The sequence below is a fragment of the Pantoea stewartii genome (genome assembly GCF_011044475.1).
GTDB lineage: Bacteria > Pseudomonadota > Gammaproteobacteria > Enterobacterales > Enterobacteriaceae > Pantoea > Pantoea stewartii.
In genome coordinates this window covers 1,047,482-1,061,865 of sequence record NZ_CP049115.1, presented here as the reverse complement: position 1 = coordinate 1,061,865, position 14,384 = coordinate 1,047,482, and the positions used below count along the sequence as shown (strand labels likewise).

The following is a 14,384-nucleotide window of genomic DNA, read 5'->3' as shown; positions in this document are numbered from 1 at the left end:
TACGAGCTTATCAAAGGATTATTAATCATTCTGAATTGATTGTTTTGATTAAAAATCATTCATCTTTGTGCTTGCTAGAACCAAAGCGAAGTTTTGGCTGCGTGAAACCTTTTGATTTTGTTGAAACTTTCTTTTCCTTTGGTAAAGGTGGAAAGGAAATTGATTCGCTTGTTTTGTCTGGCTTGTGTTTTTTCTCAGGCTCGTGGTTGTAGTTAGCGTCCGGAGGTACGGAAACGTCTGCTGATTTACTGGTAGTCCCCATAGCCTCCCACTGTCTGCGGGTGATCTTCAATTTAGTAACGGGGTCAATCATGATCTCATCAAGCGAAATATCCGTTAGGTTTTTTGCGTCTTGCTGCGGATCGATAACGGCTGGCGCGGCTACGGTAGTGATAGTGGGTTCTGGTATGGCTTTATGAATAGAGTGTTTCACCAACACACTCATAAAAGTTTTAATAAAATCATACAGCTTGTGCAATTTGATCTTACGCCTACGTCTCAACAGCGTTGGTTTTGCTGTTTTAGGCGCAACACCATAGTAAAGGGACATATCCTTTGGCTTAACCCCGGCAGGCTTAAAGCGGCGTTTCTTCTCTGGTACAACAAGTACAGGCTGACGAGCGAGTTCTGGCGAACGTTGTATCGGTTGCTGTGGTTCTGGTTTTGCTTTCAGACGTTCAATACGGAAAGTGTTGAGGTTGACGGTCATGAGATGACCCACATCACTGTTAAACAACTGCCTGAAATCGTTAGCGGCCTGTTTTGTCTGTGCTGCTTGCGCCTGTTCTACGGAACGTAACGCTTTGGCTCTTTTGGTGTGCCATGATTTACGGTCTATCCTGGTAAGCGCAGGGCGATCAAGTTCAATGGCCTTAGCCAGTTGCTCGTTTGCGATATCCAGTCTTCCCGCTTCCTGTGCTGCCTTAGCCAGAGCAACAGCCTCTTCACGCTGTGCTGCAAGGGAACGGTGATCCATGCGATTCGCTGAACCGCTACGTTCCAGCGCACGGTTAGACATTCTGGACCATGACGCACGCCATTCGTCCATTAAATCATGCTCGTTCCAGCTTCTGTTCTTGTTGCCGAATCCTTGCGGTGTTATCTCGCGTAGCGTCAGCATTACATGAGCATGTGGGTTATGACCGTCAAGGTCATGGAATGAGATATCGGCAATCATGCCTTTATTGACAAAATTGCGTTTACAGTAGTTTTTCACTAACGCGATTTTGGCATCGTTATCAAGTTCAACAGGAATAGCGATATCAAAATAACGTGAGAGCTGGGCGTCTTTTCTTTTCTCAACTTTCTCAATTTCATTCCACAACACAGCAGAGTTTTCAATAATATTAAAAGGTGTGTGTTCTGGTGCAAGAATGCAGTGATGGAACAGGTCAGAACGATATGAATAATCGTACACGTCTCCTGTTCTCACGTCTTCTATTCTTTCTCTTGCGTTATATGCGGCAAGATAGCAGGACGATTTTCCTGCGGATCTTTTTAGCATACTAAACGATAAATGAAATATTGCCATACTACAAAAGTGCTCCTGCTGGTTTTAATTTTTTTTAAAGGTGTTGACCTTTGCTGCTTTTAGTTTTTCGCAAGAAAAAATTATGTTTTGACTTTAAGGCCCCCGCCAGGCCCACACGTTGCGAAGCAATGTATAAGTGGGCATTGTATTTATTTTTTATTCAGCTTGCGCCGAATCAAAATAAAACAATGGTCAAGTTTTTCTCTGGATCTAAGCGCCGAAAGAAGAGGCGCGTAAGCTTGGGGTAAGGGGATATAAATCGAAGAAGGGATGTTTCCGTATTGCTTATATTAATAATATAACTCGGTATTTAATGCTTGTAAAATTTGCCAAATAAAAAAGATGTGATAATTGTCTTATTCAGATTAAGACAACAATAGAGGTAAAGATGAATAAAATAATTAATGTCATTAACAATGAGGATGGTGATCTGGAAACAAAATGGTTTCTGATTGATTACAGCGACAACAGCGAAAGTATGCGCATCAGATTAAAAGAAAACTCGGTTAAAGAAGCCTTTGCTGCTATCCGCAGCGAATATGAACCTCAACTGCTGGAAGCCAGCGAACAAACCCGTTTCAGAACCCTGTCAGGGTGGTATGGTAACGCGATATCTTCCCTGAAAAGAAGCATCATGCAGGAGCTGATTATTATCGTAACGGGGCTTTTCCTGAATTATTTCAGCATCGACAGTACATATGCTACCGCCAGAGAAGTCATCAGGCAGTTATTTGGCCTTTCGGTTAAACGAGAGGTGATTTTATCTTCCTTTGCATCAGATCGTAGGCGAGCAGACAGGAAAGGTGGGTGGTTCAGTATGCAGCAGTATGAAAAATCAATGCTGTTCGACTGTTTTAATGGCGTGATTAATGCTGGACAACAACATGAAGTGATAAAAGGCCGTCTCGACGTTTTGGTTGCCGCCACTAAACGATAATAAAAAACAAAAAGATATATCCCTTTGTTTACTGAAAAATAGATTACTGAATAAGGAGAACTATATGAAGATCGAACCCTTCATGGCTTTGGGTTCGTTGAATGAAAGTACAATGATATTGCTGGGTCTCAATACAGTTTTGTGGTGCCTGGTGATCGGATTTAATATTACAGGAGAAATTTAATGGAAAGAAAAAATTTACAGCAACTACTTGCATCAGCACAGCAGGAACTGAACAGATTAAGTACAAAAGAAAAAGCACTAACCCGAAAAGAAAAAACGCATAGAAAAATTGTATTAGGTGGTGAAGTAGCAAAGTATCTGGGGATGGATATTAATCATGATTTGTTAGTTGGTTTTCTTCTGACTTTCGCCAGTTCGACAGATATACAACGAAAAACCTGGTTAAGTAACGGGGCCAGAGCCAGAGAGAATGAGAATCTGAGAAAAGAGCAAAAAAATAAAAATTACATTAAAAAAACAGATCGTGAAAAAAATGATACTAAGGTACATCAAGAATCGGAAAATGTTACTCATCCTGATGCAATGATAAAAAATACTGAAAAAAATAAAACAATGCAGCTTAATAACACTTTTTCTGCAATGCTTGAAAAGAAACTGGCAGAGAAGAAAAATAAAAATGAATGAACTTACACTGGAAGGTATAGAAAGTAACGATGAGGTTATCGCGGCTGCAACAGATTACATGGCTTTTTTTCTGTTCTCAACTCTCTCTGAGTGTTATCCGGAAATCGCCACAACTGAATTTGAAAATATCTTCAATGATGAGTTTAAAGTTGATATTGAAAATTTTATTAAAAGTTATAGAAAAAACATTGGAAACAGAATGGCGATGCCTGGTAAAGAACTTGCTCAGATATATTCAAATCAGCGGTTTTATGAAAAGTTGTCCAGAGCACTCGAACAGTGTAAAAAAGATAAGACAGCTTTCACTGCTATGAATCAAGTAAAGACTTTTCAGATATAACGCTGAACAGACTAAAACTTGTTTTGGTCTGTGAAGGGTTGGACAAGCCCACCGGGTGCGGCAGGAATTAAATTTAATATTCAGTATTGACATTTGTTGCTTGAATGTCATTCTAGATTGTATTATTAATTTTTTTCTTTACCGTTTAGCCCCTTATAGAGGGGCTTTCCCGTTATTGTTATTCTAATGATTTTTATTAGTTGCGAAATCAAACGGTCTTACCATAGAATTCTTATTCGCATCGAGAAAATCAGCCCACCATTGTAACATTAAGCGGCGCTGTTCAAGATGTTTGGCCTTATGTGTGTAGGCTGCACGGACATTGTTCTTTTCCATATGGCTCATTTGAAGCTCAACAACATCTTCTGACCAGATACCTGATTCAATCAGAGCACTACAAGCGAGGGTTCGGAAACCATGACCGCACAAGTCGGTTTTGGTGTCATAGCCCATTTTACGTAGCGCCTTGTTGATTGTGTTTTCACTCATTGGCTTCATCGCGTCATAACAGCCAGTAAAGATAAAACCATCTTCACCATACACGTCATAGCTGAGGTTTTTTAGCTCTTCCAAAATTGCCAGTGCCTGATTGCACAGTGGGACGTAATGCTTCCTTCGCATTTTGGCACCACGAGCAGAATGCTTAATGCCTTCAATTGCTTCACGCTGTTCCGGGATGACCCAAAGCCCACTTTTAAAATCGATTTCTGACCATCTGGCGAATCGTAGTTCACTAGAACGCACAAACGTCAGGAGATTGAGCTTGATCGCCAGTAACGTTAGCCTGCTACGTCCCTGATAACCCTCAACACGTTCCAGAAGTGCTGGTATCTCTTCGAGTTCAATTGCAGGCCGATGCTCTGTCTGTGGCTTCTGTACAGCACCTTCCAGATCATAGGCAGGATTGAAGCGGATGATCTTTTGCTGAACAGCATATCGCAGGATAGCGGTAGCGTACTGTTTTACCCGCATAGCGATTTCAAGATAACCGAGTGTCTCAATCTTCTTGATTGGAACCAACAGATCACCTGTATCTAACTCACCGATATCTTTGTTGCCGATATCAGGAAACAGGTAAGTTTCAAGACGAGTCCAGACTGAGCGCTGATAATCTTCTGACCAGGTAGTTTTAGTTGCAAACCAGCTTTTAGCAACGGTTTTAAAAGCGCGAGTATTGTTACGCTTTTCCATCGTGGTTTTGTTGTCAGCCTGTTTTTTAGCGCTGGGATCAATTCCGGATGCTAAAAGTTTTTTGGCTTCGTCACGGCGTTGCCTTGCCTCTGCCAGAGAAACGGCAGGGTAGACACCTATTGAAAACACCTTTTGTTTCGCTTCAAAGCGATAACCCAACTGCCAGTACTTTGAACCGTTAGGATGTACCAGCAGGTAGAGACCGAACCCATCAGTGAGCTTAATAGCCTTTTCAGCAGGTTTGGCATTTTTTACTTTGGTATCAGTAAGTGGCATGGCGGTTACCCCCTGAATGCTGGTAAAAGAAAAACCGAACCAGCTTTACCAGTATTTTTACCAGCAAAGGGGTGTAGCTTCGAGTATTTTTTAACAGACGTAAGTAGACATGGTGAAGGGAATAACCAATTGATAGAAAGCAAAAAACCAGACGTCAGTAGACATCTGGTTTCTTTAAATTGGCTCCTCTGACTGGACTCGAACCAGTGACATACGGATTAACAGTCCGCCGTTCTACCGACTGAACTACAGAGGAATCGTGCTACAGGGCGCATAGTAATGGACTGATCTTACTGAGTCAAAGCGGTTTTCGCGCCGGACAGTCTGTTTGCTGAAGGATTCAGCATTCTGGTTGTTTCAAGCGCAACTTTGCGCATTCCTGCTCTTCTTCATCCATAAAATGGTTTTATCACAGCACCCATGCCGGACAGGTGAGTGCGACCCGCATCATCGATGCCTATGCAACAAAGGAAACGGATTAGCCTGACCATCCTGTTCCAGGCGGCCCATGATGACAAAGCCCAGCTTTTGATAAACGTGCATAGCCTGCTTTTGTTCATTCACGTCGAGTGCATTCGCGCCACAGGTTTCCACAGCATATCGGTAAGCGATAGCGTGCTACGTCTTCCTTACCACAGCCACAAACGCACCGCAGAAGGCTAGCGTTGCGCCATCCACGGACGTAGTATGCAGCATTCGTCCCTGTAGCTTGTCTCAAACACTCTTTATCACAGGTAATATCGTCATGGCGTTGATTCCAAAAAACTACTCACGGCTTGAAAGTGGCTACCGTGAGAAAGCCCTGAAAATCTATCCATGGGTTTGTGGGCGCTGTTCGCGCGAGTTTGTCTATTCCAACCTGCGTGAATTAACGGTTCATCATATTGATCACGACCACACCAATAACCCGGAAGATGGCAGTAACTGGGAATTGCTGTGCCTGTACTGCCACGATCACGAACACTCGAAGTATACGGAAGCTGACCAGTATGGCACCCGGGTTGTGGCGGGTGAGGACGCGCAAAAAGACGTGGGCGAAGCCACCTATAATCCGTTTGCGGATTTAAAGGCAATGCTGGATAAGAAAAAGTAAGACTGAAGGCCCGGACGTGACCTTTGCGTTCGTGCCTGACAGCGGCCAGACGCGCATCCGTTTTTATGCGCCTGCTATCCACTCCCTCTCTGACTGTTCGCCGCTTATCCCCCAGGGGCAAAGCCCTTCAGCACGAGGCTGAATCAACAGCCTGGTGATGTCGTTCACCTCTCAGTGCAAAAGTGCAGTATGTCCGTTGATATGCTCACCTGCCGCGTATTCCGTTTTAAACAGCTATGGTTAAAGGGGCACCGTCGACCATGGAGAAGTGAATGAACGAGCAACTGCAAGCACAGATTGCCGCAAGGCTGGCGTTGACAGCCGGACAGCGGCAACAGACGCGCACGGCGCTGAGTCAGGGTCTGCCAGCGGAACCTGATTCACGACGCGCACAGCGTTATGCCTTTCAGCAACGCGCCAGACAACAGGTCATCATCGGCACGAATGATTTGCTGCCCGTCTCTTTTTTGCAGCAGGGGCTGAGCGCCGCCAGGGCGGTGGCACTGGTCAGGGAAGATGGCGTACCCAAAGGCAGTGGGTTTTTAACCTGGGGCAACCTGTTTGTCACGAATCACCATTTGTTACCTGAACCGCCTGAAAAAGGCCGTATTACGCTTCAGTTTGGCTACCGCCAGGGGGAAGCGGGTGAGATGATTCAGGGACGTCTTTTCAGTGTGGATGCGGAACGCTTCTGGCTCACCAGCCCGACCGAAGCATTGGACTGCACGCTGATCGCGTTAGGCGACGCGCTTGACGACAGTGGCGAGCAACCGCTGCCGCTGGCGCTCAATGACCGCAACGATAAACATGCGTTGGGCATCCACCTTAATCTTATCCACCATCCCGGCGGTGCGCCGCAGCAGGTCTCGCTGCGCAATAATGCACTGTTAGCCCGTCATGAAGAGTTTTTGCACTACGAAGCCGACAGCGAAGGTGGCTCGTCGGGCGCACCCGTTTTCAATGACAGCTGGCAGCTGGTGGCGCTTCATCACGGCGGCGTGGAAGAGAACGGAAAATGGGTCAATGAAGGCATCCGCATCAGCGCGCTTACCGACTGGCTTAAAGGCGCGCTGCCGACGTTACCTGAAGCCTGGCAATCGTCGCTGATGCAGGCGCTCAAGGCTGAGCCTGCAGCGGAACAGGTGTTGCCCAGTGCCGCTGCACCCGATGAAAATTACGCTAATCGCGACGGTTATCAGGCGGGCTTTCTGTCGGGCACGCATGTTGATGTCGCCGGCATTATCGCGCCACGCGCCAGTGAAGTCGCACCGCTGCGTAATGGGCGCAGCGGTGCAGAAGCCACGCTGGATTATGAGCACTTCTCGCTGATCATGAGCGCAGGGCGGAAGCTGGCCTTTTTCACAGCCACCAATATTGATGGTGCGCGCTACATCAATATTGACCGCGGCAGTGGACAACCTTCGCTGCTCCCTGAAGGCGACCGCTGGTATGAAGACAGCCGTATCGACAGTCGCTATATCACCGGCCAGGCGTTCTATAGTGAATTCAGCCGCTGGTTTGATCGGGGCCATCTCACCCGCCGTAGCGATCCGACCTGGGGCACTGTGGCCGAAGCAGTGCGCGCCAATAAAGACACGTTTCACTTTACCAACTGTTCACCGCAGCATTTTCGCTTTAACCAGAGTGTGCAGTACTGGCAAGGTGTTGAGCGCTACATCCTTGAATATGGTGTGTTAAAAACCAAACAGCAGATTAGCGTGCTGACCGGACCGGTACTTAACGATCAGCACCGGCAATACGGGAACTTACAGGTGCCACTGATGTTCTGGAAAGTGGTACTGCGCATCGGGCCGCAGGGCACGCCGCAGGCCACCGCACTGCTGGTCAGTCAGGATAAGTTGCTGGACGAACCGCGCCGCGTACTGCCGCTTCAGCAGCCGGAAGCGGTCCCGCAGGTGGATGAATACCGCGTTTCGATTCGTTCACTTGAAACACTCACCGGGCTTGATTTCAGCGCGTTCCGCGACTGGGACAGCTGGCAACCCGATCCCAGCCTGCTGGCCGATCCTGTGCAGGCAAAGCTGATTATGAGCTGGTCTGAGGTGTTATAAAGGGACGGCGGCAATCGGCTGAATGTAAGGGACATCACACTGCCCGTTCTGGTGTTCCGAACGGGCAGAATTCGTAGATTGTCATCACTGACGTGTCGGCCGACTTGCCCGCCAGCAACGCCCTGAGCAGTATGCCAGCCTGAGATTCAGCCGGACGATCGCTGCATGTGTTCGCGGTTCGCCCCGGCTAAACCATGACATTAACCCGACGGGTTAACCGCGCCACTGGCGGCAAGAAGACAGTAAGCCGATGCCGCGACCTGTCCCGGCATCGGGGCAGACAAGGCCTACGCCAGCAAACCGTGTGGATCCAGGACATATTTGGCGGCCACGCCGGCATCAAAGCTGGCATAACCCTCGGCCGCCTGTTCAAGGGGCAGCACTTTGGCGTTCACAATTTTCGCGATGGGTAACCGGTCATGCAAAATTGCATTCATGAGCTGGCGGTTATATCGCAGCACTGGCGTTTGTCCGGTGTGCAGGGTTTGCGCCTTTGACCAGCCCAGGCCAAACTTCAGGCTCAGGGATCCTTCACGGGCTGCCTGCTCCTGAGCGCCCGGATCGTCTGTTACATACAGTCCCGGAATACCAATCTTACCGGCCACCCGGGTGACAGCCATCATGCTGTTAAGGACAGTAGCCGGCTGCTCTTTACCCGAATGGCCTCGCGCTTCAAAGCCGACCGCATCAATCGCCGAGTCGACTTCCGGCACACCTATGATATCCGCGATCATTTCACCCAGGCGATCGTGTTTGCTCAGGTCGACGGGCACAAAGCCCATTTTTTCTGCATGCGCCAGGCGATCCTGATTGAAATCACCCACCATCACGACCGCTGAACCCAGAATTTGCGCTGAGGCTGCCGCGGCCAGGCCAACCGGGCCCGCGCCCGCGACATAGGTCATCGAACCGACGCCTACGCCCGCCGTGACCGCACCATGAAAGCCAGTCGGCAGAATGTCTGACAGCATGGTCAGATCCAGAATTTTTGCCAGCGCCTGATCCCGGTCAGGGAACTTCAACAGGTTAAAATCGGCATACGGCACCATGACATATTTCGCCTGTCCGCCAACCCAGCCGCCCATATCGACATAGCCGAATGCGCCGCCAGCGCGTGCCGGATTAACCGTCAGGCACACGCCGGTATCCAGTTCCCGGCAGCAGCGACAACGTCCGCAGGCCACGTTGAAGGGGACAGAGACAATATCTCCCACGTTAAGCATTTCAACGTCGGTGCCTTTTTCAATGATTTCGCCGGTAATTTCATGCCCCAGCACCATGCCCGCCGGTGCGGTGGTGCGTCCACGTACCATGTGCTGATCGGAGCCACAGATATTGGTCGACAGCACTTTGATGATGACCGCGTGATCGATTTTTTTACCCGCGGGGCTGACGAATTTCGGATCGGCAATATCCATCACTTCAACCTTACCGGGCCCCTGATATACCACACCTTTATTGGAAGCGTTTCCCATAGTAATGTCCTGTCTGGCTGATTAAGAGGTCTGTCTGGCAGCGCGGTATCATGCATGTAGGGTGAGGTACTTACCGGTCTGCAAAGGCAGTGTAAGCAAGTCAGTGGTGCTTAAATGATCTGACAACGACATCGGGACGGGAAAAAACGCAGAATGGCGACATCGACAGAAATAATAAAAACAGATCGCCATTGTGCAATAAAGCCTGTCCGGACATCCTGTCGAAAATAAATAAAATGATTTTATTAAAAACGACCTGTAATTATCTGTCGGCGACAACGTCGCTTATTATTATATAGGCTTTTCCTATGCCGTTATTTCACGTCAGACAGTGCTATGATAAAAATGAATTAGCTCACGCGTGTTGACTTTATTTTTTTCAGGCGGTCAGGTTTTAATTAAGGATTGCAATAACCCGGCAGTTACGAAATAACGCGTCAGAATATCGTGCCTGAATACCCTGCGATCGTTATCGCCAGAGGATTACCGTATCGCTGACGGTTATTTCTGGCATGTCGACCGCAATATATCATCAACCGCAATGGTCGCTGAGTGTTAATCATTACGTAGAAGGAACAGGACAATGAATATTGTTACGCCCGCGTCGCCCGCTACGCTCAGAAAGGTAACCGCCGCTGCCGCTATAGGTAATTTTGTCGAGTGGTTTGATTTTGCCGTTTATGGTTTCCTGGCCACGATTATTGCCCAAAACTTTTTTTCACAGGCACTTCCGCAGACCGCCTTATTACAGACGTTCCTGGTGTTTGCCGTGGCGTTTGCCTTGCGGCCATTAGGTGGGGTGATATTCGGTATGCTGGGGGATAAATATGGGCGTAAACGTATCTTGTCGTTGACGGTACTCATGATGGCGGGCGCGACCACGCTGATTGGCCTGCTTCCGACCGACAGGCATCTGGGGATCATGGCCCCGATTCTGCTGACGCTGGCCCGCTGTATTCAGGGATTTTCGGCAGGAGGGGAATATGCCGGAGCCTGCGCCTATGTGATGGAGCATTCACCGCCACGTAAACGCGCCTGGTACGGAAGCTTTATCACGGTCTCGACGTTTTCTGCTTTCGCGGCTGCGGCAGTTATCACTTTTCTGTCAGACGCCGCGCTGGGCCAGGATCAGATGCGCGCGTGGGGCTGGCGTATTCCTTTTCTGATTGCGGCCCCGCTGGGGCTGGTGGGGATTTATCTGCGCATTCGTATGGAAGAAACGCCTGCTTTCCGGGCTGCACGTCGCGAAGAGGCGGGAACACATGCGGCACTTGCTGACACGTTACGCCAGCAGACAGGAAACATCCTGCGGCTGGGGGCCTTTATCGCCTTAACCGCGCTGACGTTTTATATGTTTACCACCTACTTCTCGACCTTTCTCCAGTTGCAGGGCCACTTCAGTCGGGCCTCGGCCTTGCTGGTCTCCTTCCTCGCGCTGCTGTTTGCGGCGGGGCTCTGTCCGGTAGCGGGAGCGCTTTGTGACGGGATAGGCAGAAGAAAGACGGTGGCTGTCGCGGGCGGATGGGTGATCGTAAGTGTCTTACCGGCCTGGTGGCTGGCCAGTTCGGGCCCGCTCTGGGCCGCCATCCTCGGGGATATGCTGTTAGCGACGGGGGCGGTGTTTTCGGGCGTCGTGACGGCCGCGTTACTCTCCGAAGTCTTCCCCACGCGGGCACGGTATACCGCCTCTGCCATTACCTACAATCTGGCCTATACGCTTTTCGGCGGCACCGCACCGCTGGTGGCAACTTGGCTCATTGACTACACAGGCAATACGCTGTTACCGGCCTTTTATCTTGTTGCGGTCGCGGTGCTGGCGCTGGCGGGCGGACTGAGCTTGCCCGAAACCTCACGTATTTCTTTGCAGGATGACGCCGCACATCCGCATTCGCGGCAACAGGGTGCGGTAAAGCACGTGGGGACGGTCGCCCGCAAGGAGCCGGTGTGAGGCATAACACCAACCGGGCACCCGCCCGGGTTAACTTCTGATGGCCTCGCTGGCGGCGCATAAAACTGCGACATAAGCATTCCTCCGCATAACGAGGGCCGGCATCGGCGCGAAGCAGGCCACGGACTGTGCAGCATCGCAGGGGAAGTGCTTATCACCCATTGCGGTGTCAACACGTCAGAGAAAGCGTGACCCGACGGGTCACCCAAGATCGCCAAGCAACGTGCTGGCTGAGAAATGATGCGCAATCTGCGCCTGTAACAGTTCGGCGCAGCCCAGCGCATCGGTCAGCGCGTTGTGGGCCGGATAGTGCGGCAGATGATAACGGGCCCGACAGTCAGACAGGCGCAACGACAGTCGGGGGCGCGGTCGCCACCATTTCTGTCGCCAGCCGTTTTGCCGCTGTGCCGCAATAACGCGCGCCTCCAGCGCCAGCGTATCGATACAGGGGAACACAATGCCTTCGCCAATGCGCTTTTTAAATGCTGCATCCAGAAAAGGCTGTTCAATCCCTTTGTGATGGACCACCATCACGTTTCCCGCCATCATTGCCAGCAGCCTGAGCAGCACAGCATTCAGGTCCGGGGCGCGGGCAATTGCGGAATGTGTGATGCCGTGAATAACCACCGACTCTGTTCGCAGGTCGGCACGCGGATTCAGTATCCAGTGCTGGCTGCCCTGGATACGGATGCGCGACAGGCTCATCGGCAGTAAACCGATACTGACAATATCATCATGCTGAGGATTCAGGCCGGTGGTTTCAAAATCCATCGCCAGTAAGGGAACGTCGGACAACGGTGTATCGGGTGACGGCATGCCAGACAAGTAGTAGTTTTTCAGCGCGGCATGGCGCGTTTCCCTGGCCCGTCTGGCGAGGACGGCGGGCCAGTCCTGCGGCAGCACACTGTCCTGGCGGGCGCGAACACAGGGCGACAGCAATGCTTTATTGATATGCAGCATTAAACGCTCCGCCCTGGCTGATAGCGATATTTTAAAAATTTTTGCGCATTGCTGAGGATCTGAAAGGCATCCTTCAGATTCTTGCGCTCAAAGTCAGACAGATTAAGCGGTTCAATCCGGTTGTCCGGTTCCTGGCCGTTCTCCACATCCTGCGCCTGGTGGCGGATGCGCACCATCGAAATAAACTCCAGCGCATCCCGCAGATCCTGACCGCGTCCGTGGGGCAAAATGTCGGCCTGCATAATCGTCTGCAGCCGATCAAAGGAGTTATGCGCCGTTGCGCCCGCCGCCAGCGCATGCACACGAATCAGATCGGCCAGCGGGGCCGTTCCGCGCCGTTTCATATCAATGGATTGCGTATGCTGGCCGGAGGGCTCCATCACAAAGTTTTTAAAGAACCCCAGCGGCGGCTTTCGCAGCAAGGCATTGCGCGCCAGACAGGCAAGAAAACGGGCGTTGTGCCGCGCTTTGTGTCTGATACGCTGGTTAAGCTGTTCTCCCCATTCCACCTGGCCCCAGACGGCGTCCAGGTCGAAGAAAATCGCGCTGTCCAGCAGTGATTGCGGTGAGGGCGAATCGATCCACTCATCAAAATAGCGTTCCCAGACGGAGAGCGGCTGACACCAGCGGCTGTTTGTCGCCATGATATTTCCTTTGCAGTAGCGATAGCCGCAGGCGTCCAGCCCGTCACTCACGCGTCGGGTCAGCGCCATAAAATAGGGCGCATGGCGCAGCGGGTCATAACGGTTATCCAGGATCAGGGCATTATCCTGATCGGTGACGAGCAGTTGCTCCTGGCGGGCCATCGAACCCAGGGTGATAAAGCAGTAGGGGACCGGCGGCGGCCCCAGTTCCGCCTCGGCCAGCGCCAGCAGGCGCTGCGTGAAACTGCGACCAATGACCGCCATGGCGCGGCCAGTCATCTGCGAGTTGGCATCTTCACGTACGATGCGGCTGAAACAGGCACGCACCTCGTTTTTCAGGGCGCTCAGTTCGTCCGGGCGCTGGCAGTGAAAAATACGGCTGACGATAAACAGGCTGTTTTGCGACTCGTAGCGGATAATGTCCGATTGTGAAATCACGCCGACAGGACAGCCGTTTTTCATCACCGGCAGATGATGAATATTGTGCTGCATCATGGTCAGCATCGCTTCAGACACCAGCTGATAATGTTCCACATGGTTCAGCGGTGCGGTCATGATCGCCTTCACCGGTGTCTCAAACCCGAGTCCACCCGCGATGACCCGCTCACGCAGGTCTTTATCCGTCACGATGCCGGTCAGCGCCGGCCTGACGGCGGGGTTAACTTCTGCCATCGGCGTCACGATCAACAGCGAGGAGACATCCTCTTTACTCATTTTCACCGCGGCGTCGCGCACCGTGGCCCGGCTGTCGAGGGTAACGGGCGGTCGGCTAATCAGCGCCTCAATGCGGGAGGCCATCAGGCCGTTAGCCTCTTCTGTGCGCGCCACGGTTTGCCGGAGACGGGTGCGGTCCTCCACTTCCACTAAATCGGCAAATTCCTCGTATTTGCGAAACAGCGCATTAAAAATCGGGGCCGGGATCAGGTAAGTCAGCGTATCTTCCAGCGCGGTCACCGGAAAGCGTACGCTGTTTTCGCGCAACAAACCAAATTCGCCAAAATAGCCCCCGGCCGTCAGTCGGTTATACAGATCGCCATTGCGTCGGTAGATTTCCACCGCGCCGCTGCGAATCACATACCAGGCATCGACAGGCTGGCCAAAGGTGAGAACAGGCGTTCCGGCTTTGAAATAGCTGACCTCAATGTGCGCGGCGATGCGCGCCAGCGCCGTGAGCGGTAAGGTGTCAAACGGCGGATAGCGCTGAATGAAGTCGATAATTTCCTGATGGGCTGACTGCACGGTGACCTCCTTTTCTGCCACAGCGGACAG

11 protein-coding genes and 1 tRNA gene are annotated in these 14,384 nt (G+C 51.0%); 6 read left to right on the top strand and 6 right to left on the bottom strand.

What is annotated here, in order from left to right:
* Positions 1-55: 55 nt before the first annotated feature.
* On the bottom strand, positions 56-1,531 hold the full coding sequence (gene mobQ, locus G5574_RS04950) for a MobQ family relaxase (RefSeq protein WP_164482147.1): 1,476 nt from the start codon (positions 1,529-1,531) through the stop codon (positions 56-58).
* A gap of 388 nt (positions 1,532-1,919) precedes the next feature.
* On the opposite strand from mobQ, the gene G5574_RS04945 reads away from it, so the two are divergent.
* From G5574_RS04945 to G5574_RS04935, 3 genes are all read left to right on the top strand, one after another.
* The gene (locus G5574_RS04945; RefSeq protein WP_164482146.1) at positions 1,920-2,468 is read left to right on the top strand and encodes a hypothetical protein; all 549 of its coding nucleotides are present in this window, start codon (positions 1,920-1,922) and stop codon (positions 2,466-2,468) included.
* 183 nt (positions 2,469-2,651) lie between these two features.
* Positions 2,652-3,116, top strand: a complete 465-nt coding sequence (traD, locus tag G5574_RS04940) for a conjugal transfer protein TraD (RefSeq protein ID WP_164482145.1) — start codon at positions 2,652-2,654, stop codon at positions 3,114-3,116.
* Positions 3,109-3,456, top strand: a complete 348-nt coding sequence (locus G5574_RS04935) for a hypothetical protein (RefSeq protein ID WP_164482144.1) — start codon at positions 3,109-3,111, stop codon at positions 3,454-3,456. Before traD ends, G5574_RS04935 begins: the two co-directional genes overlap by 8 nt.
* Positions 3,457-3,639: 183 nt before the next feature.
* On the opposite strand, the gene G5574_RS04930 is transcribed toward G5574_RS04935, so the two are convergent.
* Both G5574_RS04930 and G5574_RS04925 read right to left on the bottom strand, forming a co-directional pair.
* On the bottom strand, positions 3,640-4,923 hold the full coding sequence (locus G5574_RS04930; RefSeq protein ID WP_164482143.1) for a tyrosine-type recombinase/integrase: 1,284 nt from the start codon (positions 4,921-4,923) through the stop codon (positions 3,640-3,642).
* Between the two features lie 180 nt (positions 4,924-5,103).
* Positions 5,104-5,179, bottom strand: a tRNA-Asn gene (locus tag G5574_RS04925).
* 489 nt (positions 5,180-5,668) lie between these two features.
* Between G5574_RS04925 and yajD the strand changes: the two genes are divergently transcribed.
* Positions 5,669-6,016, top strand: coding sequence for an HNH nuclease YajD (gene yajD / locus G5574_RS04920; protein WP_033740398.1), 348 nt, complete (start codon positions 5,669-5,671; stop codon positions 6,014-6,016).
* A 272-nt stretch (positions 6,017-6,288) separates the two neighbouring features.
* On the top strand, positions 6,289-8,088 hold the full coding sequence (locus G5574_RS04915; protein ID WP_164482142.1) for a DNA/RNA non-specific endonuclease: 1,800 nt from the start codon (positions 6,289-6,291) through the stop codon (positions 8,086-8,088).
* Positions 8,089-8,375: 287 nt separating this feature from the next.
* Here G5574_RS04915 and fdhA read toward each other — a convergent pair whose 3' ends face one another.
* Complete coding sequence (gene fdhA, locus G5574_RS04910; protein ID WP_164482141.1) at positions 8,376-9,563, bottom strand: formaldehyde dehydrogenase, glutathione-independent; 1,188 nt, start codon at positions 9,561-9,563, stop codon at positions 8,376-8,378.
* Positions 9,564-10,146: 583 nt separating this feature from the next.
* Between fdhA and G5574_RS04905 the strand changes: the two genes are divergently transcribed.
* Entirely contained in the window at positions 10,147-11,511 is a 1,365-nt protein-coding gene (locus G5574_RS04905; protein WP_164482140.1) for an MFS transporter, read from the top strand.
* Between the two features lie 201 nt (positions 11,512-11,712).
* Here G5574_RS04905 and G5574_RS04900 read toward each other — a convergent pair whose 3' ends face one another.
* Entirely contained in the window at positions 11,713-12,471 is a 759-nt protein-coding gene (locus G5574_RS04900; protein ID WP_033740392.1) for a 3'-5' exonuclease, read from the bottom strand.
* The gene (locus G5574_RS04895; protein ID WP_033740948.1) at positions 12,471-14,354 is read right to left on the bottom strand and encodes a DUF294 nucleotidyltransferase-like domain-containing protein; all 1,884 of its coding nucleotides are present in this window, start codon (positions 14,352-14,354) and stop codon (positions 12,471-12,473) included. Before G5574_RS04895 ends, G5574_RS04900 begins: the two co-directional genes overlap by 1 nt.
* Between the last annotated feature and the right edge of the window lie 30 nt (positions 14,355-14,384).

What these genes read in the sequence shown, in the direction of transcription:
- mobQ (WP_164482147.1), bottom strand. Translation starts at nt 1,531, where the DNA reads ATGGCAATATTTCATTTATCGTTTAGTATGCTAAAAAGATCCGCAGGA.
- G5574_RS04945 (WP_164482146.1), top strand. Translation starts at nt 1,920, where the DNA reads ATGAATAAAATAATTAATGTCATTAACAATGAGGATGGTGATCTGGAA.
- traD (WP_164482145.1), top strand. Translation starts at nt 2,652, where the DNA reads ATGGAAAGAAAAAATTTACAGCAACTACTTGCATCAGCACAGCAGGAA.
- G5574_RS04935 (WP_164482144.1), top strand. Translation starts at nt 3,109, where the DNA reads ATGAATGAACTTACACTGGAAGGTATAGAAAGTAACGATGAGGTTATC.
- G5574_RS04930 (WP_164482143.1), bottom strand. Translation starts at nt 4,923, where the DNA reads ATGCCACTTACTGATACCAAAGTAAAAAATGCCAAACCTGCTGAAAAG.
- yajD (WP_033740398.1), top strand. Translation starts at nt 5,669, where the DNA reads ATGGCGTTGATTCCAAAAAACTACTCACGGCTTGAAAGTGGCTACCGT.
- G5574_RS04915 (WP_164482142.1), top strand. Translation starts at nt 6,289, where the DNA reads ATGAACGAGCAACTGCAAGCACAGATTGCCGCAAGGCTGGCGTTGACA.
- fdhA (WP_164482141.1), bottom strand. Translation starts at nt 9,563, where the DNA reads ATGGGAAACGCTTCCAATAAAGGTGTGGTATATCAGGGGCCCGGTAAG.
- G5574_RS04905 (WP_164482140.1), top strand. Translation starts at nt 10,147, where the DNA reads ATGAATATTGTTACGCCCGCGTCGCCCGCTACGCTCAGAAAGGTAACC.
- G5574_RS04900 (WP_033740392.1), bottom strand. Translation starts at nt 12,471, where the DNA reads ATGCTGCATATCAATAAAGCATTGCTGTCGCCCTGTGTTCGCGCCCGC.